The following is a 21,670-nucleotide window of genomic DNA, read 5'->3' as shown; positions in this document are numbered from 1 at the left end:
ACCCCGTACGGCGCAGCGTGGGTTGCCGGTGGCGGTGGCGGGTGTTGAGGTCGGAGCCATGGGCATGGACGGCGACGCGGCCGACGGGCGCAGGCGCAGGGTGACCGGGCAGAAGGTCTTCGCCAGCGACTTCCGCCCGGTGGACCTGGCGGCCCTGGGGTGGCCGGCGGACTGTCTGCACGCCCTGCTGCTGCGCAGCCGGCACGTCGACCGGCCCTTCACCGGGGTGGACCTCGGGCGACTGCCCGTGGAGCTGCGGCCCGACGTGGTCGTCACCGCCGCGGACCTCCCCCAGCCCCCGTACAGCAACCGGGTGTCCGCCGACAACGTCCAGGCGCTGCTGCCGGCGGGTGAGCGGGCGGACTACGTCGGTCAGCCGGTGGCCGTGGTGGTCTACGGCGACTTCGTACGGTTCCGCCGTGCGGCCCAGGAGTTGCGGGAGGGAGCGGCGCCGGTGGTGTACGGCCCCGCCCCGGCCGACGGTGTGCCGCCTCCCACCGAGGAGGAGCGGATCGCCGAGGACCTGGAGGCGTGGACGCGGCGGGAGTTCACCGGAGCCCAGCGCCAGGCGCACTACCTGCTCGACGCCACGGTCCCGAACGGCTACTCCCACTGGAACAAGGGGCGGGTCGCCTACGACGCGGCGCAAGGGACGTTCGTCAGGAACGGGCAGCCCGACGCGGCCGCGGAAGCGCTGTTCCTGGCGGTCGAGGACGACATGGCGCAGCCCGGGGCGCCGCGGGCCGTCACCACGACGTTCACCCAGCAGATCGACCCGGCGTTCCTGGAGCCGGAAGCCGGACTGGCCTGGCTGGACCGCACCTCGGGCACCCTGCACCTGGTGCTGGGCACGCAGTCGCCGCACGGCGACGTGCCCGACATCCAGACGCTGCTCGGCCGGACGCACCCGACGGTGCGTTCCGTGCGGCTGTGGTCGAAGGACTGCGGCGGCGGGTTCGGCGGCCGGGACAAGTCGCCGTTCCCGTACTACCTGGCGCTCGCCGCCGTGTTCGCGCCCGGTCCGGTCCGGCTGGCGTACGACCGGCGCGAGCAGTTCCAGGGCGGTCTGAAGCGCCACGCCTCGGCCGTCCGCAGTTGGATCCGCGCCGAACCGGACGGGCGGATCCGGGCCATGCGGTCGTTCGTGGTGCTGCACGGCGGTGTCGAGGCGAACCTCAACGGGCCGGTGCTGGGGCTGGCGGCCCTGCACGCCACCGGCCCCTACCGGGTGCCGCGGGCGTCGGTGCACGCCATCGTGCTGGAGCGGGCGATCCCCGCCGTCGGTTCCATGCGCGGCTTCGGCATCCCGCAGGTGGCGTTCAACCTGGAGACCGCGATCGACCGGTTCGCCGTACGGGGCCTGGGCATGGACCCCATCGACGTCCGCCTGGCGAACGTGGTCCGCTCCACCAGCGCCGACCCGGCCGCCACCCCCGACACCGACCTCGCGGGCACCCCGCTGCGCTTCCATGTCGCCGCCGCCGAGGTGTGCGCGGCGGCCCGGGAACACCCGCTGTGGCAGGGGCGCGACGAGGCCCGCGACCAGGCCGCCCGGCGCGGGGACGGCACCCTGTACGGGGTGGGTTTCGCCTGCTGTATGGAGGCCTACGGAACCACCCAGGACAGCGTCTACACCGCGGTCCGGGCGGGTCCGGACGGCCGGGTGGTGGTGTGGGGCCAGAGCGTGGAGATGGGGCAGGGCTCCCGTGGCGCTCTGGAGCGGGCCGTCCACGACGTGCTGGGCGTACCTGCCGTCGCCCGGCTCGGAGTGGTGGGCCCCTTCGAACGTTTCGCCCAGCGCCTCAAGGAGGCCGGGGCGCACGACCAGGTGAAGATCTCGCTGACGCACGGCGCGAGCAGCGCCTCCAAGACGGCGTTCTTCCATGTGCACGTCGTCCGGGAGGCCTGCCGGGCCCTCCTGCGCCTGCGCCTGCTTCCGGCGGCGCGCACCTTGCTGGACGAGCCCGCTCTGACCGACGACGAACTGCTGGCGGCCTGGCGGGACGGCGCGGTGCGGCTTCCGGGCCGTGCGGTGGTGCCGCTCGCCGCGCTGGCGCGTGAGCTGGAGCGTACGGGAACGCAGACGTGCGTCATGGCGCACGGCTTCTTCTGCAACGGCTGGTCGCGGGCCACCTTCCAGGCGGACGGGGTGCCCCATGAGGCGTCCGTGGACGCGCTGGCGCTCGTCCGGTCGCCCGACGACGACCCCGTGCCGCTCCCGCCCGTCGGCCCGCTGAGGGCTCCGCCCGCGCGGGGGCCGGGCGGGGACTTCGTGCCGCGTTCGCTGTACGCGGCGGCGGGCCATCTGATCGGTGTGGAGGTCGCGCCCGGGGGCGGGACGATCCGGGTGGTGGACGCGGTGACGTTCCTGGACGCGGGCGACCCGCTGCTGCCGGCCTCGCTGGAGGGCCAGATCGAGGGCGGGCTCGCCATGGGCATCTCCCACGCCCTGCACGAGGAGCTGCCTCCGGAGACGGGGGCGGGCCCCTACGTCAACCTCGACCGCTACCGCCTCGCCCGGTACGCCGACCTCACCGGGATCCGGCGCCAAACGGTGCTGATGCCGCTGCCCGCGACCGGCGTACTCGGCGCGGACGGCCCGGACCTGCGGCACAAGGGGGTGGGCGAGGCGACCATGACGAGTGTCGCCCCCGCCATCGCCAACGCCGTCGCGCACGCGCTGCGCCACACGGACGACCGCTGCTGGCCCACGCGCACCCCGATCCGCCTGGCCGACCTGGCCCTTCCCGACGACGGGCGGTCATGATGCAGGAGCCCGACACCGAGCTGGATCTGACCGTCAACGGCGTGCGCCACCAGGGGCGTTCGGTGCCCGGTGACATGTCCCTCGTCCACTTCCTGCACGAGGACCTGGGGCTGACCGGCACGAAGATCGGCTGCTCCATCGGGGAATGCCGGGCCTGCACGGTGGCGGTCCGCACCCGCGCCCAGGCACCGCTGGTGACCCGTCAGGCCTGTATGACCAGCATGCGGCACGTACGGGGGTGGGAGGTGACCACCGTCGAGGGTCTCGCGGCCGGGGACGTGCTGCATCCTGTACAGCAGGCGTTCTTGGACCGTCAGGCGTTCCAGTGCGGATACTGCGCGGCCGGTTTCACCGTCGCCGGAAGTGTCGTCGTCGACCACGCGGCGCGGGACGGCGGCGCGGGCGACACAGAGGAGCCGCTGGAGGAGACGGTCGACACCGTCCTCGGCTCGCACGTGTGCCGCTGTACGAACTACGAGCGGTACCGGGCGGGTGTCCTGGACGCCGCGCGGGAGGCCCACCGCCCCGCCGCGCCACCGGCGCCTGCCGTCCGCGAAACGGCCGCCCACGGGGCCACCGCCCGTCCGGGCCGGACGGCCGCCCTGACGGCGGCGGACATCGAACGGCTCGGATACACGCCGGTGTTCGACGACCCGGCCCTGGAGCTGATCCGTCTGCTGCGCGACGGCGCGGAGATCGAGCACTCGCTGCTCGTGCAGTACCTGTACGCCGCCTTCTCGGTCAAGATGCCGCGCTTCGCCGACCTCGCCGGCTGGCCCAGCCACCGCTACGGAGGACGGCCGCTGCACCTGATGGGCGTGGCCATCGAGGAGATGACCCACCTCGACATCGTCAACTCCCTGCTCGTCGCGCTCGGCGCGGCCCCCCACCTCGGCCGCCAGCAGTTCCCCTACGAACAGGACATCTATCCCTTCGACTTCGTGCTGGAACCGCTGAGCCCGCACAGTCTGGCCAAGTACGTGTACGTCGAGGCGTCGCCCAGCGCGGTCGACCCCGCCGAGCAGCACACCCCCGAGGACCGCGCCTTCGTGGACCGCCTGTACGAGGTGCTCGGCGCGGCGGCGCCCACGACCCCGCGCCCCAACCAGGTCGGCAGCCTCTACCGGAAGGTCACCCGCGTACTGGAACTGCTGCGCGACCGGGAGCCGGACCGGCTCGACTACACGTCCTGGTTCGCCCGGCTGGAGCTGCTGCGCGAGGAAGGCGAGAGCGAGCACTTCACGCTCTTCCGCTCGATGTTCGAGGGCACCCATCCCGCCCTGCGGGACTGCGCCGACGTATGGAACCCGGCGAGCCCGGACCACCCGGTGATCCCGCTGCACCACGCCAGTGGACTGCCACCGTCCGGCACCCCCGTCCCCGACGAGACGGTCCCGGCGCTGCGGCACCTCGCCAACCTCCACTACTGGGCGGTGTGCATGCTGCTGGACGCGTCCTACCGGCAGGGCATGCACTTCCACAGCGCCGCGCGCCGGCACATGACCGGCCCGCTGCGCGCTCTGGGGACCGCACTGGCCCAGCGGGGCGAGGGCCTCCCCTTCGACGTGTTCGTCGCGGGATACGCGGCCGGGCTGGACGGTGCGGAGAACCTGCGCCTGACCCACACCATGGTGCGGCAGATCGCCCTCGACCAGCAGCGCCACGCCCGCCACCTCCCGTACGACTACCCGGCCCACTGTGCCCGGGAGACGCTGTGGGAGCTGTCGTTGGTGCTGTAGGGACCGCTCCCGACCGCTCCGATGGCGACGTCGACCGTGACGGTAGCGGCGACGGTGGCGACGTGTACGGCCGTCGCACACGGTCGGGATCATGGGGTCCCGCGGAAAACCCCGTGCCCCGTCCGCCCCGGCACCGGCACAATCGCCCCCATGGCGCAGATGCGGGTGTTCCGGGACGCGGTGACCGACTGGGCGGCGGGCGGCCCCGGTGAGCCGGCGAAAGAGCTGGCCTCGCGGCTGGGCGTACGGACCGCGGTGCTGCTCGAAGGGCCGAGCGATCTGGCGGCCGTCGAGACGCTCGCCGCGCGCCGCGGCCGTGATCTGTCCGCCGAGGGCGTGTGCGTCATCTCCATGGGAGGCGCGATGAGCGTGGGCCGCTTCGCCGGTCTCCTCGGGCCGCCCGGGCTGGGACTGCGCCTGACCGGCCTCTGCGACGAGCGCGAACAACGCTATTACGACCGCGCCCTGGACCGTGCCCGGGCGCCCCGCCAGGGCTTCTTCGTCTGCCGGACCGATCTGGAGGACGAGCTCGTCCGCGCCCTGGGCGTGCCCCGGGTCGAGGAGATCGTCCGGGCCGAGGGCGACCTCCCGGCCTGGCAGACCTTCACCCGCCAGCCCGCGCAGCAGGACCGGTCACCGCAGCAGCGGATGCGGCGCTTCCTCGGCACGAAGAAGGGCCGCAAGATCCGCTACGGCCACCTCCTGGTCGAGGCCCTCGGCCAGGAGCAGGTGCCCGCGCCGCTCGACGGTCTGCTCGCGTGCCTGTGACCGCGACGCGCACACGTCCCGCCCTGCCGCCGGGCCGTCCGGCTCACTGTCCCGTCGACACCGTCACCGTGGCGTCCACGATCCGGTGGTTGGAGCAGGGGATGTACACGCCGTTGCGGTTGGTGCACCGGTCGGTGGCGATGGGGTGCGTGTCCTCGTCGTAGGAGACCAGGCGGCTCTCGGGGGCGAAGACGTGGTCCACCTTCGCCTTCTGCCCGCACTTGCCGAGGAGCGCGCCCTCGGTGCTCTGCTCGCCCCAGCCGGGGCAGAGGGTGTCGAGGTCGTCGAGCTCACGGAAGGCGCCCGTGTTGCCGCCGTTGTCCGAGGTGGCGACGCCCGGCGCGTACCAGGTGTCGAGCAGCGGGTCGTGGGGCTGGGTGTTGAAGTCGCCCGCCGTGATCACGGTGCCGCCGAACTCGTTCATCTTGCCCCGCACGGCGTCGAGTTGGGCCGCCTTGGTCTCCGCCTTGAAGGTGATGTGCGTGGAGCAGAACCGCAGTCCGCCGGGCTGTGAGGCCACGGGCACGCACAGCAGCTTGCGTGCCTTGTCGCCGTCGGCGGGCAGTGTGACGCGGTCGGTGCCGCTCGGGGCGAACTTGCTGAACACGGCGACGCCGTACGGCTCCACCGTGCCCGTGGCCGTGTGGCAGCCGGTGCCGTCCACGTCGGGCATCGGCTCGAACCGGGCGAAGTTGGTCGGGCTCTGCGGCCAGCCGGCGTCCTGGAGGCCCTTGAGGACGGAGCGGTACTGCGCCGGGCAGACCTCGTTGAGGGAGACGAAGTCGGGGTCGCGGTACTTGACCGAGCCGATGATCGCGTCGACGAGACCGTTGGTGGTGGAGCCGAAGTTCGACTCGTCGCCGGCCACGTTCCAGTGCCAGACCTTGTACGTCGCCGTGCCGGTGACGCCCGCCGTCCCGCCCGGGTCCGTCACCGCACCGGCCGGAGCCGCCCCCACCGTGAGACCTGCCGTGAGACCCACCGCGCCGACGATCGTGAGCAGGGTGGTCCGAAGTCCGCGCATGTCTCCCCCATGAAGTTCCGGTTCGCCGGGGGAGATTGTCCGCAGGAGTGATCATGGCGTCAAGGCGCGATCCCTTGCGCTCGCCGCACCCCTGCGAAGGCCGCTGCGCGATACCGGAACCGTGCGTGCTGCCCGTCCGGTCCGGACGTACTCGCCGTACCGGCCGGGCAGCACGCTCGGGCGCCGGGTCGACCCCGGCGCCCGAAGCGGGCTCAGCGGTTGACGCAGGTGTTGCCGGTGGCCGGGTTCAGCAGGCCGACGACGTTCACGCTGTTGCCGCAGAGGTTGACCGGCACGTGGATGGGCACCTGGATCACGTTGCCCGAGAGGAACCCCGGGGACCCGACGGCCACACCGTTGGCACCGGCGTCGGCCACCGCCGCACCAGTACCGGCGAACACACCGGCGACGGCGGCCATGGCAACGAAGGCAGTGCGAATACGCATGTCTCTCCCAGATTTCGGTGGAACGTGGTGACGGCCGAAGCCCATCACGCCGGGGCGGTCCAGCTGATCGGTTAATCGTTCCTTTTGAAGCGATTCACTCCCACGGGATACAGGCGCTTGGCCCATAGGGCGCAATCCCGGGCCCCGATGTCTCCGCCTGTTGGCACAGACGCACCTCCGCCGCGCGGCGCACGCCGACGGCGGCTTCGGAATCGATGCTGGTCAGCGTGGCCTCCGGCCCTGTCACCCCTCGCGGCGTCCGCAGCCGTCCGCCGGGTCCGGGCAGAGCCCTGCGCGTGTCGGCCGGGGCGGCGGGTGGGGGGGCTCGCCCTCGCCGTCGGGACGGACTGCCGAGGGGGCTGGGGCGTCCCGTCGGAAATTCGATTGCCCTGGATCCGCCCCGCCCCACACCATCGTCACTCGTGACCACCACGGCATCCCCCACCCCCCGCTCCCGTCTGGCCGGCATGCTGCCGGACCTCTCCCCGTGGCGGTCCTCCGCCGACTTCCGGCTGCTCTGGGTCCAGGGCATCGTCGCGATCCTCGCCAGTTCGATGGCGATGGTCGCGCTGCCGCTCCAGATCAAGGAGCTCACCGACTCGCCGCTCGCGGTGGGGGCGATGGGTCTGGTCGAGCTGGTGCCGCTGGTGGTGTTCGGGCTCTACGGCGGAGCGCTCGCCGACGCCGTGGACCGCCGCAAGGTGATCCTGGCGACCGAGGCGGGGCTCGCCGTACTGGCGGTGCTGCTGCTGGGCAACGCCGTCCTGGCCACCCCGCGGCTGTGGCCGCTGTACGTGGTCGCGGCGTGCGTCTCGGCCCTGGCCGGGCTCCAGCGGCCCGCGCTGGACTCGCTGCTGGCGCGGATCGTGCCGCACGAGCAGCAGACGGCCGCCGCCGCGCTGAACGCGGTCCGCTGGCAGATCGGCATGATCGCGGGCCCGGCGGCCGCCGGGCTGGTGGTGGCGTACGCGGGTCACGGCACGGCGTACGCCCTGACGGCGGCGGGTTTCCTCGGCTCGGCCCTGCTGTGCCTGCGCCTCTCCCCCGCCCCGCCCGCCCAGGGAGCCGACAAGCCGTCCCTGCGCGGTATCGCGGAAGGCGCCCGCTATGCCTGGTCGCGGCCGGTGCTGCTGGGGACGTACGCCGTCGACCTGGCGGCGATGTTCTTCGCGTTCCCGAACACGATCTTCCCGTTCCTGGCGGACGAGCTGGACGCGCCATGGGCCCTCGGCCTGATGTACGCCGCCGGGTCGGCCGGTTCCGTGCTGGTCAGCCTGACCAGCGGGTGGACCTCGCGGGTACGCCGGCACGGGCTGCTGGTGGTCTTCGGGGCGGCCGGATGGGGGCTGGCGATCGCGGCGGCCGGGTGGTTCGCGAACATCTGGCTGGTGCTGCTCTGCCTGGCCGCGGCGGGCGCCGGCGACATGCTGAGCGGTCTGGGCCGCTCCACGATCTGGAACCAGACGATCCCCGAGCATCTGCGGGGACGGCTGGCGGGCATAGAGGTGCTCTCCTACAGCGTGGGGCCGCAGCTGGGCCAGGTCCGGGCGGGCGGGATGGCCGGGTGGACGGGCACCCGGTCCGCCTTCTGGTCCGGGGGCCTGGCCTGTCTGGCGTCCGTGGCCCTGCTGTCGGCCGTCCTGCCGAAGCTGGTCACGTACGACGCGGACACGGACGAGGAGGCCCTACGCCGCAAGGCCCAGCGGGAAGAGATTCCCACGGCGTGAGGCGCCGGCTCCTTTGTCCCGCATTTCCCTGGCGACTCAGACCATTTCGGGCTGCGTTTCCCATTCCGGCTTGCGGGAACGTGCCGTTTCCGTCTTCCACCGCTTGGTGGTCCGTACGTATCCGTAAACGACGGAGCCCGTCGCCAGAAGAAGCAGCGGTGCGGACACCAGCGGGTGGTCGGCCATGTCCAGCGAAAGATAGCGGTACGAAAGCAGCAGCGCGGTGAAGATGACCGCCCCGTAAAGCACCAGCTGGATTCCCGACCGGTCCCAGCCACGGTCGAACGAGCGCATCGCCGCTTCGATCGTGACGGCGAACACGACGCCGGCGAGGAGATCCGCGCCGTAGTGATATCCGAATCCCAGCGTCGCGCTGAGGGTGGCGACCAGCCAGAACGTTCCGGCGACGCGCCCGATCCGCGGGGCGCTGCGGGAATGGATGAAGATCGTGGTGGCCCACGCCGTGTGCAGGCTGGGCATGCAGTTGCGCGGCGTGATCTCGTCGTACGGGAACGGGTGCGGGGCGCTGATGGAGGGCACCGTGTCCGGCCACATCTGGGCCAGGGCCCAGGGGCCGCCGCCGGTGCCGAAGGCGCCGTCGCCGTAGGTGAAGACGGGTCCGACCACGGGAAAGAGCATGTATACGGCCGGTCCGACCAGGCCGACGACCAGGAAGGTGCGCACCAGGTGGTGGCTGGGGAAGCGGCGTTCGGAGGCCACGTTGCGCAGCTGGTACAGCGCGAAGAGGGCCGCCGCGAGCGGTAGCTGGCCGTAGACGAAGTGCAGGACATGGGAGCCGACCGGGCCACCGGCCTCGACGATCCGGCCCGCCACCCAGGAGGGGTTGCCCAGCGCGTGGTCGGCGGTCACGACGTACTGGTCGAGCACGTCGGGCCGGGTCTTGGAGGTGATGAGCAGCCAGGTGTCGCCGGTCTTGTGACCGACCACGAGCAGCATGCCCAGGCCGACACCCTTCAGCAGAAGGAGCCGTTCCTTGCCGGTGCGGCGCGTGACGGCGATGACGGCATAGGCCAGAATCACCCACAGCGGACCGTTTCCGAAGGCCATCTTGGCGTCGGCGACCCAGCGCACCGTCATGAAGACGGCGTCGATACCGACCGCGACACCGGCGGCGATGAACCGTTGCCGCCAGGTGAGCACCACCATCATCAGCGCCATGCCGGCATACAGGAGCGGCCCCGACTTGGGGGCGAAGATGAGCTCCGGCACCTGGCCGCTGAGCGGCCCGGACATGCCGTAATGATGCGCGGTGATCTCCAGTGCCACGAAAAACCCGAGGGTCACCACGGCCACGGCAGCCCACAGTCTTGCCTGGGGCCGGCGCAGCGCGGTGGCATCCATTCTGAAGTTTATTCGCGAAAGCACCCGCGGTATTATCGAGTTCAATTATTCGGCCGATGTGTGAGATTTTCCGTTGATAGGTCGCCCTTCGTGCCGGACAGTGCGTTTCTCCGGTGAAGGACGGGCGCTGAGGGCGACCGCCGTTCGATCATGCTATCGGAGCGGAGCGGGTGCTTTGCCGGGGCGGGAGGGCGCGGTGACCGCCCCCGGGACGGCCGGCCGGGGCCCCGGCAAGCGCCGACCGGCGGAGAAGATGATCCTTTCGCCTTACGGCGTGAGGACGCGTGCGGCGGCCATAAGAGCGACATGCCAGGGGTATCCCTCCGGCCGCCCCTCGCCCGGCTGATTCGGAATGAACGCTTCCTCGCCGTGGAGCACGCTCACGCCCGCCCCGCGCAGGGTCTCCACCGAGCGCTCGAACGCGGGGTGGCGCTCATACGCGGCGTTGACACACGGCATCGCCACGGTCGGGATCCCCCTCCCCACGGCCTCCGCCGCGACCCCGATCACAAAACTGTTCGTCAGCCCGAGGGCCCAGGCGTTCACCGAATTGAAGGTGGCCGGCGCGAACAGGACGGCGTCGGCCGCCGGCCACACCTCCGGCTCGCCGGGCCGCCCGTAGTCGAAGCGCACCGGATGCCCGGTCAGCACCGCCAGCCCGTCCAGACTGCCCTCCAGCCAGCGGGCGGCGGTCGGCGTCAGTCCGAGGCAGACGTCCCAGCCGTCGGCCTGGGCGGCCTCGACGACCCCGGCCACATCGAAGACCGGAGGCGCCGCCGAGCAGAACAGATAGAGAGTCCGAGGCATCGTCATGAACCCCATCCCACCCCGGCAAGTGGATCACATGCAACCGCCTCCCCCTCAGCGGTCCCGCGCGGCGCCGGGCGTCCGGGGAGCAGCGGCTTCCAGTTCGGCGATGCCGCCCGACATGATCGTGCGTACGTGCTCGGTGATGTGCTCCGCGGGCCAGTCCCACCAGGCCACCGTCAGCAGCCGGGCGACGTCCCGCTCGCTGTAGCGGGTACGGACGAGACGGGCGGGGTTTCCGGCGACGATGCCGTAGTCCGGTACGTCCGCGGTGACCACCGCGCCGGAGGCGATGATCGCGCCGTGGCCGATCCTCACTCCGGGCATCACCTTCGTGTCGTAGCCGAACCAGACGTCGTGGCCGACGACCGTGTCCCCGCGGTTCGGCAGGCCCGTCAGCAGGTCGAAGTGGTCCGACCAGGAGCCGCCCAGGGTGGGGAAGGGGAAGGTCGAGGGGCCGTCCATACGGTGGTTGGCGCCGTTCATGAGGAACCGTACGCCGGTGCCCAGGGCGCAGAACCTGCCGATGATCAGCTTCTCCGGGCCGTAGTGGTACAGCACGTTCCGCGTCTCGAACGCGGTCGCGTGCTCCGGGTCGTCGTAGTACGAGTACTCCCCCACCTCGATCAGCGGGGACGTCACCAGGGGCTTGAGCAGCACGACACGCGGCTGCCCGGGCAGGGGGTGGAGGACGGTGGGGTCGGCGGGCACGGGCATGGGGGGGCGTTCCTTCCGGGCGGTGTGTCACTGTCCGCGCCATGATCGCGCCGCCGCGCCTGCCAGGACACCTGATTACCCCGCGCCCCCCGCGAGTTGGGGGCCACCGGGGCCGTGTTGAGGTCCGTTCCCGGTTTTGGGCGCCCTGGGGTTGGAGAGGTCACTGGATGCCCGGAGCGGCGACTGCGCCGCCCATCCACCACGGGGAGACCGCCCATGTCGTTCGCCAACAGCCCCTATCCGCACGGGACTCCTTGCTGGGTCGACCTCGTGGTGCCCGACCAGCGGGCGGCGCTCGACTTCTACGGTGACGTCTTCGGTTGGGAGTGCGAGACGGGGACGCCGGAGAGCGGCGGATACGCCATCTGCACCCTGAAGGGGAAACCCGTCGCCGGTATCGCCACCGCGATATCCCCGGACGGCGGGCCCGCCCCCCGGAGCGTGTGGACCACCTACTTCGCCGTCTCCGACGTCGACGCGAGCGAGAAGACGGTCGCCGAGAGCGGCGGCACCGTGGTCGGCCCCGGCACGGACGTCCGCACGCTCGGCCGGGTGGCGACGGCCACCGACCCCACGGGCGCGGCGTTCGGGCTGTGGCAGGCCCGGGACTTCGCCGGCGCGGGGATCGTCAACGAACCCGGTGCGTTCATCTGGAACGAGCTGAACACCAGCGACCCCGACGCGGCGTCGCGCTTCTACTCCCGCGTCCTGGGCGTCACCAGGACCCCGATGGAGGGCGAGCCGGGATACTCCGCCATCCAGGTGGACGAGCGGACCGTCGCCGGAATGCAGGGGCTCGACAAGCTCCCCGAGGGCACGCCCTCGCACTGGCTGACGTACTTCGCCGTCGACGGCACCGACCGCGTCGCCGAAGCCGTCGTCCGTGCCGGCGGCGCCGTCCGCAAGCCTCCCTTCGACATGAGTACCGGCCGGATGGCGGTCGTGCGGGACCCGCAGGGCGGCACGTTCGCCGTCATCACCCCGTCGCGCGGCGAGGCGGGCTGACGCGCGCGGGCGTCCGGTCGCCACTCCGGCGCGGCGGCCGGGTGAAACGCCTCCGTGGGCGCGGGTCCGCTCCTCCGGGTGGCCCCAAGGGGCGGATCGCGCCGGGCGGGATGCGGGAGGGGGTGTGAGACTGCCGGAAAGAGGAGGTGGTCGCCCATGGGCAGGGATGGCGCCGAGAACCCCGAATGCGGCGAGCGCCTGCTGGAGGAGCTGCTCGCCCAGGCGCACGCCGCGCCGCCGATGGACCTGCCGGCGCTGGTGAACCGGTGCGCGGAGGCGTACGGCCTGGGCGAAGTCGTCATCTACCTGACCGACCTTCAGCAGCGTCGGCTCGTCTCGCTCACCGAGGGGGTCGCGACGCTGGACATCGACACGTCCATCGCCGGCTGGTGCTACCGGACGGTATCCCTGCGGATGGAGGACGTGGAGACCGGAGTCCTGTGCCTGTGGCTGCCTGTCGTGGACGGCTCCGAACGGCTCGGGGTCCTGGGCGTACGGACGCGTTCCGTGGACGCCCTGCGGCTGCGGCGCTGCCGGATCCTGACCCAGGTCGTGGCGATGGCTATCACCTCCAAACGCGCCTACAGCGACAGCTTCGTGCGCAAGGCACGGGCCGAGCGCATGCAACTGCCCGCCGAGATGCTCCGCGCCTTCCTCGCCCCGCGCACCATCGGCAACACCCATGTCGTCTCCACCGCCGTACTCGAACCGGCGTACGAGATCGGCGGTGACGCCTTCGACCACTCCCTCACCCAGTCCACCCTCCACGCCGCGATCCTGGACGCCATGGGCCACGACCTCGCCTCGGGGCTGACGACCTCGGTCGCGCTGGCCGGCTGCCGCAACGCGCGGCGGGCCGGAGCGGGGCTGCTCGACCTCGTCGAGACCATCGACCAGGCGCTCGGCCAGTGGCTGCCCGACAAGTACTGCACCGGCATCCTCACCCAGCTCGACCTCGCCACGGGCGTGTTCAGCTGGTGCAACTGCGGGCATCCGCCGCCCCTGCTCATCCGGGACGGGCGGGTCGTCGACGGTGCCCTCGAACGGACACCGCAGCCGCCCATGGGCCTGCCCGCCAGGTTCAGCACCGAGCCCCGAGCCGTCCACGAGATCACCCTGGAGCCCGGCGACCGCGTGCTGTTCTACACCGACGGCGTCACGGAGGCGCGCACCGCGGGCGGCGGGGAGTTCGGCATCGACCGCTTCACGGATTCCATCATCCTCGCCACCGCGGCGGGCGAACTCGCCGCGGAGACGCTGCGGCGCCTCATCCACTCCATCCTCGACAGCGGGGAGAACGACCTGCGCGACGACGCCACCATGCTGCTCATCGAGTGGTGGGCCCCGTCGACGAGGCCCGAGCCGCGACGGGGGTGAGCGCGGCGCTGACGTCGCCTCACAGGACCCGGAAGACCTTGTAGGCGATGCCTCCCTCGACCAGGTAGCCCGACCCGACGCAGACCGTGTCGTTGAGCCACGCGTAGGCCTCGGACCCCGTCTCGAAGAGGGGGGTGGTGCGGAAGTAGTAGCGGGCGGGATGGACGCGGTGCCGCTCGGCGGGGTCCGCCAGGGCGTCGCGCAGATCGGGCGGGGTGGCCCAGCGGCCCCCGTAGGTCAGATACAGGAGCGCGCCGTCGTGGGTGCGCAGGGTCAGGCGTACGTCCAGGCGCATCGTCGCGTCCGGGCCGAACAGCGCCCAGTCCCCTCCCCCGGGCAGGACCTCGCCGCGCAGCCCGGGGCCCGCGAAGGTGCCGCCCGCCGAACCGAAGAAGACCCGGCGCCCCAACGGGCCGTCACCGATGGGCAGACGTGGTTCGAGGTCCACGACCATGTCGAACAGGTGGGCCGTGCGGAGGTTCCCGACGTCCTTCACCCGTGGATCCAGGGTCAGGGGGCGGCCGCTCTTCACGGCGGTCGACGTGTGCGCCGGCGGGAACATGCGGTGATCCTGCACGGGTGCCTCCTTGAGAACGCCTACTCGGGCGAGCCGGCTTCAACTGCGGGCGAACGAACTTCATCTGCCGCAAACAAAACGTACGACCGGTCGTACTCTTAAAGCAAGGGAGTGAGAGGATGAGGCGGATGAGCGAGCACACGGGGCGTCGGCCTTCCCAGGAACCACCCGCTTCTTCTCACGGCGCGGGCGAGGAGGCGGTGGTGGACCAGCGCCTCCTTCGCGGCGCCCGCACCCGGCGCAGGATCGCCCGCCGTGGCGTCGACGTGGCGTCCCAGGAGGGCCTCGAAGGCCTCAGCATCGGCCGGCTGGCGACCGACCTGGGGCTGAGCAAGAGCGGAGTGCAGACCCTCTTCAAGACCAAGGAGAACCTGCAACTCGCGGTCGCGGAGGCGGCCCGCCGGGCGTTCACCGAGGCGGTCGTCGATCCTGCCCGCGGCGCCCCGCCGGGTGCCGCCCGGCTGCGCGCGCTCACGGAACACTGGATCGTCTACGCCGAGGCACCCCTCTTCACCGGCGGCTGCTTCTGGGCCGCCAACCTGCCGGAGTTCGACGACCGGCCCGGGAGCGTCCGCGACGTCCTGTCGCTCCACCGGCGCACCTGGCAGGCCCTCCTCGCGGGCGAGCTGCGCCACGCCGTCGAAACCGGCGAAATCGCTCCCTGCGAACCTGATTTGACGGCATTTCAGATCGACGCGGTGCTCCACGCCACCAACCTCGCGCTGCGTCTGGGCGAGGCCGATGCCGTCTCCCGGGTCCGCCGCACGGTCGACGGACTCCTCGCGCCGGCCCGCTGACGGGAACCCACCCCTCATGACCCCGGGACGGGAGGGACACATGACCTCGGACGAGCGAAACAACCGTGAAACCCGCGCTGACTATGGTCGGCGGATGAGCAGCAGGGTGAACGGGGCGGCCGCCTCCCCGACACGGATCCGCGCGGGCGTCGAGGACGACCTGGAGGAACTGACCCGTATCTACAACCACTACGTCGTCGAGACCCCGATCACCTTCGACGTCGAACCGTTCACGGTCGAGCAGCGCCGCCCGTGGCTGGCCTCCCACCCCGGCCGCGGCCCGCACCGGCTCCTGGTCGCCGAGGAGGGCGGCAAGGTCCTCGGCTACGCGACGAGCAGCCCGTTCCGTCCGAAGCCGGCGTACTCGACCTCGGTGGAGACCAGCGTCTACGTGGCACCCGAGCAGGTGGGACGCGGTGTGGGCAGCCTGCTGTACGCCGCGCTCCTCACGATGCTGGAGGGCGAGGACGTACGTCAGGTGCTCGCCGGGATAGCGCTGCCCAACGAGGCGTCGCGCCGGCTCCATCTGCGCTTCGGCTTCCAGCCCGTCGGGGTGTACCGGGAAGTCGGGCGGAAGTTCGGCCGGTACTGGGACGTCGCCTGGTTCCAGAGGCCGGTATAGCCGTGCGGGGCGTCTGTCTCGGCGTACGGGGCGTTCACCTGGGGTCCTCGGGTGGTGTGGCGGTGCGGGCCGCGCGGGCGGCGACCACGAGGTGCCGGCCGGTGGGCCTCGTCCACCTCGTGGATCACGCGTGTGCTCCCGCCCTGCCGTCCGTCGGTTCCCCCGCTGCCGTCTGCCGCCACCGATCGTCCCCCGCGGGCCACTTCGCGCGCAGGCACGACGGGACCGGCGGCCGGGCAGCCCTCCTTGCCCGTCGGGCCATCGAGGGCGGCCGTGGTGTGCCCGCTCGGTCAGATGTAGCCCTCGCGCAGGGCATAGGCCACGGCATGCGCGCGGTTGCGCAGATGCAGACGGGTGGTGAGGGCGTGGATGACGTTCTTGACGGTCCGTTCGGAGTACGAGAGCTTGCCGGCGATCTCGCCCGTGTCGAGCCCGTCGGCGATCAGCCGCAGCACGTCCACCTCGCGCGGTACGAGGCCGATCGAGGGGGCACCCGGGCGGCCCTCGGTGCCCCGGTGCAGGGTGCCCACCTGGCTGATGAGCCGTCCGAGCAGGTCCGCGGGCAGGTCGCCGTCGCCGCGCGAGACGGCCAGGACCGCCTGGACGAGCCGGTGGGCGGTGGCCTCGTGCCGCCAGACGATGGCGCCGATGCCGCATCCGACGACGTCCAGCAGCTCCGTCTCCCGGAGGGTGCCGACGACGACCACGGCCCGCGCGCCCTCGCTGCGCGCGATCCGGCGCAGTCGGCTCAGCGCGGCCTCGTCGAGCGTGTTCTCGACGAACAGGGAGACCGTGCCGGGGCCGGTCTCCTCGCGCAGCTCGACCTCGGGGTGGCGGCGCAGTTGGCTGACGGCTCCCTCACGGCTGATCGGGTCCGGTGCGGTGACGGCCACCGGGACCCGTCGGCGGACGGGACGCGTCTGCGCGGTATCGGACATCGTGGCGGTCCCGGGTGAGTTCAGCAACCGTCTCCCCCTGTTCACGAGCGTGCCGTACGAGGACGTCCGGCACTGGTCACCTGTCTCCACCCTTCTTCGGGGGCGGCGGCGCGCGCAATCGTGGAGCACCACGAGGCACACCACGAGACCACCACGACAGGGCCTTACGACCCCCCGGCGAACGGGCCTTCGGGGCATGTCCCTGCCCCCGCGTGATCGATCTCACCCCCACCTTCGTCGCCTTCCGCCCGTCTGACGGGTGGGGGAAGCACCGATGTCAGGAGGCCCCGATGAGCGGACCACTGCGCGAACGCGACCGCGCCCAGGGGCTGATCGCCGCGGCGGTGGAGCGCGCACGCTCCGGTGCCGGCGGCCTCGTGGTGCTGCGCGGCGCCACGGGCACCGGCCGTACCGCCGTGCTGGAGGCCGCCGGTGCGTACGCCACGAAGGCCGGTCTGCGGGTGCTGCGGGTGCGCTGCTCGTCCGAGCACACGGCGGTTCCCTTCGCCGCCGTGCGCCAACTCCTCGCGCTCGACGCTGAGTTACCCCATCCGCTGCCCGGCGAGGACGAGCGCGCCCGGGCGGCCCGGCTGTGGCGGACGGTCCGCTCCTACGCGGCCGAGGGGCCGCTCCTGCTCGCCGTGGACGACGTCCACCTGGCCGACGACGCCTCCTGCCGCTGGCTGCGCGAACTGGCCCGGCGCGGCGACCGGTCCGGGGTCCTGGTGGTGGCCACCGAACGCAGCCAGTACGACATCGACCCCGGGCCCGCCGGGCTCACCCGGACCCTGTCCCCCTCGCTCGTCCACGCCCATACCCTCGCCCCGCTCGGCGACGCCGCGGCGGCCGACCTGGTCCAGCAGGCCGTCCCCTCGGCGGGCCCGGAGTGGCGGGCGGCCTGTGTGCGGGCCGCGGCGGCCAGTCCGCTGCTGCTGCACGCCCTCCTCGACGACCTGGGCACGGAGCCCCCGGAGGGCGACGGTCCGCCGCCGCTGCCCGAGACCTGCGCCGCCCTCTATCCCGGCTCCTATCCGGCGGCCGTCTCCTGGTGGCTGCACAGCGCCGGTCCCGCCACGGCCCACGTGGCCCGCTGCCTGGCGGCGCTGGAGGAGGCGTGGCCGCCGGACGAACCCGGCGTGGACGACCTGGACGGGCAGGGCGACCCGGTGCGGCTCCTGGCCGAGGCCACCGACGCGGACCCCGCAAGGATCACGGGCTGGATCGCCGCGACGACCCGGCTCGGCCTGCTGCGCCCCGACGCCACCGGCCGCCCCCGCTACGCGCATCCGCTGCTGCGCGACGCCGTGCTCAGCGGCTGGCCCGAGGCACAGCGGCAGGCGGCGCACCGGGCCGCGGCGCAGGCGATGCTGCGCGGCGGCGCACGGGCCGAGGCCGTCGCCCGGCACCTGCTGCGGGTGCCCGCGGGCGGTCTGCCCTGGGCGGTGCGCGTCCTGCGCGACGCGGTGACCGTCGCCGTGCACGACGCCCGGCCAGCCGACGCCATCGCCTACCTGCGCCGCACCCTGGACGAGCCGCTGCCCGACACCCTGCGACGGCGCCTGCTCACCGAACTGGGCTCCCTGCACTACGCCTCGGCCGACGCCCCGGCGGCCATCGCCCGCCTCGCCGAGGCACACCATCTGACCGCCGAGCCGCGCGACCGGGTGCGTACCGCCGTCGCCCTGGGCACCGCCCTGGTGAGCCGCGGCGAGGTCCCCACCGCCCTGGAGGTCCTGCTCCGCACCGAGGGACAGCTCTCCGCCCACCCCGACCTGGCCCGTACGGTACGGACCGCGACCGCGCTGCTGGGCGACGGGGACACCGAGGCGCGGCAGCGGATCTACCGGCGGCTGTGCGAGGCGGCGCAGTACTCCCCCGAACTGGTCGGCACCGCCGGACAGGCCCTGCTCGTGCGGTACGCCGCGACGGGCGCGGCGATCTCCGCCCAGGAGGCGATGGCCCGGATACGGGACCTGCTCGCCCAGCCCACCGACCCGCTCGCCGAACCCTTCCTGCTGGGGACGGCCGCGGCGGTGGCGCAGTGGGCCGACGAACTCGACGAGGCCGACCGGCTCGTCGACCACGGCCTGGCCGCCCAGCAGCCCATGCTGCTGCATCCGATGCGGCACCTGCTCCTCAACACCCGCGCCGACATCGCCGCGGCCCGGGGCGACGCCGGCCATCTGCTCGCCGCCCACTACGACGCGAGTGTGGTGGAGCGCCCCAAGGAGCTCCGCCCCGTTCCGTCCAACCGGGACGCCAACGCCCTGCTGGCGCTCGTGCACACCGGCCGCTTCGAGGAGGGCCGGCGGTTCGCCGCCGCGTTCGATCTGCGCGGGCCGGCGAAGAGCTTCGAGGGCAACCGCTTCCTCTATGCGCGGGGCGCGCTGCGGGCCACCACCGGCGACCCGGCGGGCGCGCTGCACGACTTCCTCGCATGCGGCCGCCGCCAGTCCGCGCGCGGTGTGCTCAGCCCGGTCGTCACCCCGTGGCGTACGGCGGCGGCGCAGTGCCGGCTGGCGCTGGGCGGCGGCCGCGACGCGCTGGCCCTGGCGGCGGAGGAGCTGCGGCTGGCCCGGGTGTGGAACACCCCGCGCACGGTGGGCCGCGCCCTGCGGGTGCTGGGCGCGGCGACGGGGGGCCGGCGGGGTCTTGAGCTGGCCGAGGAGGCGGTGGCGACCCTGCGGGAGGCGACCGCCGACTCGGGCATGGAGCTGGTGCGGGCGCTGCTCGCGCAAGGTCGCCAGCTCCACGCGGCGGGTGAACGCGGCCATGCCCGCGACTGCCTGCGCGAGGCGGCCGAGCTCGCCGAGGGCCGCGGCGCCGTGGGCATGGTCACCCAGGCCGGTCAGGCCCTGCGCCGGAGCGGGGCGCGCGGCCCCGCGGTGGTGCGCACCGGTCCCGCGGCGCTGACCGGCAGTGAGCGCCGTATCGCCGAACTGGCCGCCGACGGTCTGAGCAACCCCGAGATCGCCGATCTGCTGCATCTGGCACGCCGTACCGTGGAGACCCATCTGACCAGCGTCTACCGCAAGTTGCGGATACGGCGCCGGACGGAACTGGCCGACGCGCTGGAGGGGGACCGGCCCGGAGCGCTGGAGGCGTGCACCCCCTGATGGGACCCTCGCCGCCGCCGGTGTGCGCGGGCGCCGGTTCAGTCCCCCGGGAGCAGCCGGGTCTCGGCCACGGGCATCCCCTTGGCCCACCAGTGGTCGTAACGGGCGTAGGCGCGCGGGTCGCGGGCGGTGAGGAGGGCGAGCAGGGAGCGGGCCTCGGCCGCCAGCTCCTGCCAGACGTGCGGGGGCAGCGGGTGGAAGGCACCGGCTTCGATGCCGTCCCCGGTGGCGCGCCACACGCCGGCGACCCGGCCGTCGACCAGCAGGGTGGGCAGCACGTCGCCGTTCACCCGGGTCACGTGCTTGCGGTAGGCGGGCGGAATGACGCGAGCGCGGTCGGCGTGGGCCAGCAGCACGCTGTCCCACATCGCCATCAGCCTGGGCGGGGCGGGCGTGTCCTCATCGGGCCTGGGCGCGCCCGGGAGGTCGTGGAGCACGGTGCCGTCCGGGCCCTCCAACTGCTCCAGCTCGTCCCCGAGTTCCTTCACCGCCGCCCTGACCCGGGGCCGCTGGACCAGCGCGAACTGCGCCATGTCGGCCGTCGACGCCGGGCCGAAGCCCTCCAGGTAGCGCAGGATCAGCGTCCGCAGCCCCTCGTCGGCCGCAGCCGGCTCCCCCAGGGCGGGCCGCCGCGCCGCCGTGACGTACGAGAGCCGGTGGGTGAACGCCCAGGGTCCGCCCGTGGGCGCGTGCCACAGCGGGGCGTACTGCCGGAGCATCCGCTGGGCCCCGGTCTCCAGCGGCCGGCCGAGCCGCTCCTCGAACCATGCTCCCAACTCGGCGCTCGTGCGCGGCTGTCGGGTGTGGGCGAGCAGGTCCGCGAGCAACGCGTCGGCGTCCTCGGCGGTCAGCCCGCTGTCGCGGAAACGCGCGTCGCCGAGCCGCGAGGAGCGCAGCGTCGGCTCCATCGCCGCACGAAAGCCCTGGTAGTCCTCGGCGAGGACCGCGTGCAGGGTGAGCCGCATGAGCGTCGCTTTGACGATACGGCGTTTGGCCAGCGCCTCGTCGAGCTGAGCCGGGTCGAAGTCCCGCAGCCGGTTCCACAGCGCGATGTACGGCGACGCGGGCTGCTGCGCCTGGAGGGCGACCACCCGGCGCAGCGCCTCCACGGCGCCGAGCGGCTCGCGCCGGAGCAGCAACTGCCGGGCGAGGGTGGCACGGTTGAGGGCGCGCGCGGAGATCACCATGCGGCGATTCTCCCGTATCCCGCCCATGGCGGACCGTTGCCGGGCGGCGGCGCGCCACCCCGGCCGGGAAGACCCGCTGAAACCCTGCGGGCACACCCCCGGCACCCGGATCATGGCATGGGGCCGCCAAGGACGTGTGGGGTGCCGCCCGGCTAGGGTTGAGGGTGTCGATGCCCGTTCCCGGCGGGAGCGCCCCGGCCGGCCGCGCCTATCCCCGGACGGCCGCCGCGCCGCTCCCCGCGACAGAGGAGAGTGACCCGATGACAGAGCGCAAGCCGGCGGGAATGAGCGTCGAGTCATGGGTGGACCGGCAGATCCGGGAGGCCCAGGAGCGCGGCGAGTTCACCGGACTGCCGGGCTTCGGCAAACCCCTGCCCGACGCCTCGCAGCCGTACGACGAGATGTGGTGGATCCGCCAGAAGATGGCCCGTGAGGGCGTCACGGCGATGCTGCCGCCCGCGCTGGCGCTCCGCAAGGAGATCGAGGACGTGCTGGCCGCGGTGGCGAAGGCATCGTCCGAGCGAGCCGTACGGGCGCTCCTGGAGCCGGTCAACGACAAGATCACGGCCATGCTCAGGCAGCCGCCGCCGGGACCCCCGCTGGGCCGCAAGCCGATCGACGTGGACGAGGCCGTACGGGAGTGGCGGGCGGCACGCCACGAGGGCTGACCGTCCGCCGGGCGCCCCCGCAGGGG

At 72.9% G+C, this 21,670-nt stretch carries 18 protein-coding genes; 10 read left to right on the top strand and 8 right to left on the bottom strand.

Going from position 1 to position 21,670, the window contains the following annotated elements; translation table 11 throughout:
• Window positions 1-64: 64 nt before the first annotated feature.
• From AC069K_RS02055 to AC069K_RS02045, 3 genes are all read left to right on the top strand, one after another.
• On the top strand, window positions 65-2,767 hold the full coding sequence (locus AC069K_RS02055; RefSeq protein WP_478611168.1) for a xanthine dehydrogenase family protein molybdopterin-binding subunit: 2,703 nt from the start codon (window positions 65-67) through the stop codon (window positions 2,765-2,767).
• Window positions 2,764-4,506, top strand: a complete 1,743-nt coding sequence (locus AC069K_RS02050) for a ferritin-like domain-containing protein (RefSeq protein WP_478611165.1) — start codon at window positions 2,764-2,766, stop codon at window positions 4,504-4,506. Before AC069K_RS02055 ends, AC069K_RS02050 begins: the two co-directional genes overlap by 4 nt.
• Window positions 4,507-4,656: 150 nt before the next feature.
• Entirely contained in the window at window positions 4,657-5,274 is a 618-nt protein-coding gene (locus AC069K_RS02045) for a TOPRIM nucleotidyl transferase/hydrolase domain-containing protein (RefSeq protein ID WP_478611162.1), read from the top strand.
• Between the two features lie 43 nt (window positions 5,275-5,317).
• Here AC069K_RS02045 and AC069K_RS02040 read toward each other — a convergent pair whose 3' ends face one another.
• Both AC069K_RS02040 and AC069K_RS02035 read right to left on the bottom strand, forming a co-directional pair.
• Entirely contained in the window at window positions 5,318-6,298 is a 981-nt protein-coding gene (locus tag AC069K_RS02040; protein WP_478611159.1) for an endonuclease/exonuclease/phosphatase family protein, read from the bottom strand.
• A 212-nt stretch (window positions 6,299-6,510) separates the two neighbouring features.
• Window positions 6,511-6,744 (bottom strand): chaplin, encoded by a 234-nt coding sequence (locus tag AC069K_RS02035; protein WP_365111215.1) that lies wholly within the window; start codon window positions 6,742-6,744, stop codon window positions 6,511-6,513.
• A gap of 467 nt (window positions 6,745-7,211) precedes the next feature.
• Here AC069K_RS02035 and AC069K_RS02030 point away from each other — a divergent pair, with 467 nt between their 5' ends.
• Window positions 7,212-8,471, top strand: a complete 1,260-nt coding sequence (locus AC069K_RS02030; protein ID WP_478611992.1) for an MFS transporter — start codon at window positions 7,212-7,214, stop codon at window positions 8,469-8,471.
• Window positions 8,472-8,507: 36 nt separating this feature from the next.
• Here the strand turns inward: AC069K_RS02030 and AC069K_RS02025 are convergent, their stop codons facing one another.
• The 3 genes from AC069K_RS02025 to AC069K_RS02015 all read right to left on the bottom strand — a co-directional run bounded on the left by AC069K_RS02025 (window position 8,508) and on the right by AC069K_RS02015 (window position 11,357).
• Entirely contained in the window at window positions 8,508-9,833 is a 1,326-nt protein-coding gene (locus AC069K_RS02025) for a phosphatase PAP2 family protein (protein WP_478611156.1), read from the bottom strand.
• 267 nt (window positions 9,834-10,100) lie between these two features.
• The gene (locus tag AC069K_RS02020) at window positions 10,101-10,646 is read right to left on the bottom strand and encodes a flavoprotein (RefSeq protein ID WP_365111209.1); all 546 of its coding nucleotides are present in this window, start codon (window positions 10,644-10,646) and stop codon (window positions 10,101-10,103) included.
• 48 nt (window positions 10,647-10,694) lie between these two features.
• Window positions 10,695-11,357, bottom strand: a complete 663-nt coding sequence (locus AC069K_RS02015) for a CatB-related O-acetyltransferase (RefSeq protein ID WP_365111207.1) — start codon at window positions 11,355-11,357, stop codon at window positions 10,695-10,697.
• Window positions 11,358-11,573: 216 nt separating this feature from the next.
• Here AC069K_RS02015 and AC069K_RS02010 point away from each other — a divergent pair, with 216 nt between their 5' ends.
• Together AC069K_RS02010 and AC069K_RS02005 are read left to right on the top strand one after the other, a co-directional pair.
• Complete coding sequence (locus AC069K_RS02010; RefSeq protein ID WP_478611151.1) at window positions 11,574-12,362, top strand: VOC family protein; 789 nt, start codon at window positions 11,574-11,576, stop codon at window positions 12,360-12,362.
• Between the two features lie 156 nt (window positions 12,363-12,518).
• Complete coding sequence (locus AC069K_RS02005) at window positions 12,519-13,739, top strand: PP2C family protein-serine/threonine phosphatase (RefSeq protein WP_365111201.1); 1,221 nt, start codon at window positions 12,519-12,521, stop codon at window positions 13,737-13,739.
• 19 nt (window positions 13,740-13,758) lie between these two features.
• Here the strand turns inward: AC069K_RS02005 and AC069K_RS02000 are convergent, their stop codons facing one another.
• Window positions 13,759-14,316 carry a DUF3237 domain-containing protein gene (locus AC069K_RS02000; protein WP_365111198.1) on the bottom strand — a complete coding sequence of 186 codons (558 nt, stop codon included), beginning with the start codon at window positions 14,314-14,316 and terminating at the stop codon, window positions 13,759-13,761.
• A 128-nt stretch (window positions 14,317-14,444) separates the two neighbouring features.
• Here AC069K_RS02000 and AC069K_RS01995 point away from each other — a divergent pair, with 128 nt between their 5' ends.
• A complete protein-coding gene (locus AC069K_RS01995) occupies window positions 14,445-15,113 on the top strand; it encodes a TetR/AcrR family transcriptional regulator (RefSeq protein WP_478611146.1) in 669 nt (222 codons plus the stop codon).
• A 94-nt stretch (window positions 15,114-15,207) separates the two neighbouring features.
• A complete protein-coding gene (locus tag AC069K_RS01990; RefSeq protein ID WP_478611143.1) occupies window positions 15,208-15,735 on the top strand; it encodes an N-acetyltransferase family protein in 528 nt (175 codons plus the stop codon).
• 290 nt (window positions 15,736-16,025) lie between these two features.
• Here the strand turns inward: AC069K_RS01990 and AC069K_RS01985 are convergent, their stop codons facing one another.
• Window positions 16,026-16,673: a helix-turn-helix transcriptional regulator gene (locus tag AC069K_RS01985; RefSeq protein ID WP_478611140.1), complete on the bottom strand. Its 648-nt coding sequence runs from the start codon at window positions 16,671-16,673 to the stop codon at window positions 16,026-16,028.
• Window positions 16,674-16,963: 290 nt separating this feature from the next.
• On the opposite strand from AC069K_RS01985, the gene AC069K_RS01980 reads away from it, so the two are divergent.
• Entirely contained in the window at window positions 16,964-19,789 is a 2,826-nt protein-coding gene (locus AC069K_RS01980) for an AAA family ATPase (RefSeq protein ID WP_478611138.1), read from the top strand.
• 38 nt (window positions 19,790-19,827) lie between these two features.
• Here the strand turns inward: AC069K_RS01980 and AC069K_RS01975 are convergent, their stop codons facing one another.
• Window positions 19,828-20,976 carry a winged helix DNA-binding domain-containing protein gene (locus AC069K_RS01975; protein WP_478611135.1) on the bottom strand — a complete coding sequence of 383 codons (1,149 nt, stop codon included), beginning with the start codon at window positions 20,974-20,976 and terminating at the stop codon, window positions 19,828-19,830.
• Window positions 20,977-21,236: 260 nt separating this feature from the next.
• On the opposite strand from AC069K_RS01975, the gene AC069K_RS01970 reads away from it, so the two are divergent.
• Window positions 21,237-21,644 carry a DnaJ family domain-containing protein gene (locus AC069K_RS01970; protein WP_478611132.1) on the top strand — a complete coding sequence of 136 codons (408 nt, stop codon included), beginning with the start codon at window positions 21,237-21,239 and terminating at the stop codon, window positions 21,642-21,644.
• Window positions 21,645-21,670: the final 26 nt, after the last annotated feature.

The sequence above is a fragment of the Streptomyces sp. NPDC043908 genome (assembly GCF_056435525.1).
This window is presented reverse-complemented; position numbering and strand designations above follow the sequence as displayed.

Excerpts from the sequence above, each read along its gene's own strand:
- AC069K_RS02055 (WP_478611168.1), top strand. The coding sequence starts at position 65 with ATGGACGGCGACGCGGCCGACGGGCGCAGGCGCAGGGTGACCGGGCAG.
- AC069K_RS02050 (WP_478611165.1), top strand. The coding sequence starts at position 2,764 with ATGATGCAGGAGCCCGACACCGAGCTGGATCTGACCGTCAACGGCGTG.
- AC069K_RS02045 (WP_478611162.1), top strand. The coding sequence starts at position 4,657 with ATGGCGCAGATGCGGGTGTTCCGGGACGCGGTGACCGACTGGGCGGCG.
- AC069K_RS02040 (WP_478611159.1), bottom strand. The coding sequence starts at position 6,298 with ATGCGCGGACTTCGGACCACCCTGCTCACGATCGTCGGCGCGGTGGGT.
- AC069K_RS02035 (WP_365111215.1), bottom strand. The coding sequence starts at position 6,744 with ATGCGTATTCGCACTGCCTTCGTTGCCATGGCCGCCGTCGCCGGTGTG.
- AC069K_RS02030 (WP_478611992.1), top strand. The coding sequence starts at position 7,212 with ATGCTGCCGGACCTCTCCCCGTGGCGGTCCTCCGCCGACTTCCGGCTG.
- AC069K_RS02025 (WP_478611156.1), bottom strand. The coding sequence starts at position 9,833 with ATGGATGCCACCGCGCTGCGCCGGCCCCAGGCAAGACTGTGGGCTGCC.
- AC069K_RS02020 (WP_365111209.1), bottom strand. The coding sequence starts at position 10,646 with ATGACGATGCCTCGGACTCTCTATCTGTTCTGCTCGGCGGCGCCTCCG.
- AC069K_RS02015 (WP_365111207.1), bottom strand. The coding sequence starts at position 11,357 with ATGCCCGTGCCCGCCGACCCCACCGTCCTCCACCCCCTGCCCGGGCAG.
- AC069K_RS02010 (WP_478611151.1), top strand. The coding sequence starts at position 11,574 with ATGTCGTTCGCCAACAGCCCCTATCCGCACGGGACTCCTTGCTGGGTC.
- AC069K_RS02005 (WP_365111201.1), top strand. The coding sequence starts at position 12,519 with ATGGGCAGGGATGGCGCCGAGAACCCCGAATGCGGCGAGCGCCTGCTG.
- AC069K_RS01995 (WP_478611146.1), top strand. The coding sequence starts at position 14,445 with ATGAGCGAGCACACGGGGCGTCGGCCTTCCCAGGAACCACCCGCTTCT.
- AC069K_RS01990 (WP_478611143.1), top strand. The coding sequence starts at position 15,208 with ATGAGCAGCAGGGTGAACGGGGCGGCCGCCTCCCCGACACGGATCCGC.
- AC069K_RS01985 (WP_478611140.1), bottom strand. The coding sequence starts at position 16,673 with ATGTCCGATACCGCGCAGACGCGTCCCGTCCGCCGACGGGTCCCGGTG.
- AC069K_RS01980 (WP_478611138.1), top strand. The coding sequence starts at position 16,964 with ATGAGCGGACCACTGCGCGAACGCGACCGCGCCCAGGGGCTGATCGCC.
- AC069K_RS01975 (WP_478611135.1), bottom strand. The coding sequence starts at position 20,976 with ATGGTGATCTCCGCGCGCGCCCTCAACCGTGCCACCCTCGCCCGGCAG.
- AC069K_RS01970 (WP_478611132.1), top strand. The coding sequence starts at position 21,237 with ATGACAGAGCGCAAGCCGGCGGGAATGAGCGTCGAGTCATGGGTGGAC.